This window comes from Candidatus Palibaumannia cicadellinicola (assembly GCF_002855795.1).
GTDB lineage: Bacteria > Pseudomonadota > Gammaproteobacteria > Enterobacterales > Enterobacteriaceae > Baumannia > Baumannia cicadellinicola_C.
This window is the reverse complement of record NZ_NJPO01000149.1, coordinates 1-1,848: the sequence shown is the minus strand read 5'-3', so window position 1 is coordinate 1,848 and position 1,848 is coordinate 1. Positions and strand designations below refer to the sequence as shown.

General features: G+C 43.1%; 2 protein-coding genes. Both read right to left on the bottom strand.

Translation table 11 applies throughout. From position 1 onward, the window contains the following. Positions 1–40: 40 nt before the first annotated feature. The gene (gene purN, locus CEX73_RS02780; RefSeq protein ID WP_101627064.1) at positions 41–700 is read right to left on the bottom strand and encodes a phosphoribosylglycinamide formyltransferase; all 660 of its coding nucleotides are present in this window, start codon (positions 698–700) and stop codon (positions 41–43) included. Beyond that, positions 700–1,737 carry a phosphoribosylformylglycinamidine cyclo-ligase gene (gene purM / locus CEX73_RS02775; protein WP_101627063.1) on the bottom strand — a complete coding sequence of 346 codons (1,038 nt, stop codon included), beginning with the start codon at positions 1,735–1,737 and terminating at the stop codon, positions 700–702. Before purM ends, purN begins: the two co-directional genes overlap by 1 nt. Positions 1,738–1,848: the final 111 nt, after the last annotated feature.

Here is a 1,848-nt window from a genome sequence, read left to right as displayed (position 1 = left end):
GCAGTAGGTAGAAAATTTGAGAGAAAAAGTTGAATTAATATCACTTTACTAACTCAGAGAAGTAAGAGCATAAGTCACTTTGAGGTTGCAGTTGAACGTTATCCAGCCAGGCTGCGCCTGCGCGCAGTACTAACCTACCTGCTAGTAACCAACCCATAACAAGAGGATAAATTATGTGTTCTTGATTTTTTATCCTTTGTGCGAGTGTCATTTCGTTGTCGCTGGACAACACAGGTACGGGCGCCTGCAAGATAACCGGCCCACTATCTAGCTGATCTGTTACGAAATGTACCGTAGTTCCGTGTACCATGTCACCATTTTGTAGTACCTGACGGTGAGTATGTAAACCTGGATAAAGTGGCAAGAGTGAGGGGTGGATATTTAACAAACGGCCAGCGTAGTGGGTAACAAATTCAGCTGATAAAATACGCATATAGCCAGCTAGCGCCACGGCATCAGGTTGATAGCTATCAATCGTCGCTATCAGCGCGCGATCGAATGCTTCACTTTCAGTAAATTGTTTCCTATCGAGGGTATGGACATTAATATTTAGAGCAGCCGCGCGCGCTAGACCGTAGGCATTAGCTTTATTACTCACTACCGCCGAAATTTGCGCCGTTAGCTTTTTTTGCTGACAAGCGTCAATTAGCGCCTGGAGGTTACTTCCTTGACCTGATATTAACACCACAATCCGTTTCATCAGAAAATAAACACCTTTTTGTTACCTTCAGCTTGCTGAATTTCACCTAGTACCCAGGCTGTTTCTCCTAGGTTAGATAGAATACTCAGCGCCTGTTTTTGGCTGGAAGAAGGAACAACAATAAGCATACCAACTCCGCAGTTAAAAGTACGGTACATTTCATTACGGCAGATATTACCAGCCTGCTGTATCCAGTGGAATACAGCTGGCCATTGCCAGCTATGTTCATTAATGATCACCTGGGTATTAATTGGTAGAACGCGCGGAATATTTTCCCAGAATCCACCACCAGTTAGATGTACGATAGCATTTACCTGAGTTTGCTGGATCAACGATAGTAACGTTTTAACATAAATACGCGTAGGAGTTAGTAAATGATCTGCTAGTGATTTTCCTTCCACCTGAGTAGATTGAGCGTCAATCTGGTTAAATGATAAAATTTTACGCACTAGCGAATAGCCGTTAGAATGTAGTCCGCTAGACGCCAGCGCAAGTAGGGAATCCCCAGCTTGTACCGTACTACCGTCAATTATATTATCTTTTTCCACTACTCCAACGCAGAAGCCGGCAATATCATAGTCTTCACCGTGGTATATACCCGGCATTTCTGCCGTTTCGCCACCTACTAGCGCACAACTAGATTGCCGGCAACCTTCGGCGATACTGTGTATCACCGCCATCGCAGTTTCAATGTTGAGTTTTCCAGTGGCATAATAATCTAGAAAAAACAAAGGCTCTGCGCCCTGAACAACTAAATCATTTACGCACATTGCTACTAAATCAATACCGATCGTGTTATATCGCTTTAAATCAATAGCTAGGCGTAGTTTCGTACCAACCCCATCAATGCTAGATACCAGAATAGGCTCACGGTACTTCTGCGGCAGCGCGCACAAAGCACCGAATCCGCCCAACCTGCTCATAACTTCCGGACGTTCGGTTTGTTTAACAACGCTTTTTATACGGTCGACGAATGCATTACCTGCATCAATATCTACACCTGCGTCTTTATAGCTGAAGAAGGTTTTGTCAATCATTGCATGCTTTTTACCGAAATCTTTATCGTTTTAAAATAGGCACTTAATCATTTTAAATGTATCAGCCACTATTTGCGAGAAAGTAATTAATATTTCTTTTTACTGGTCTTA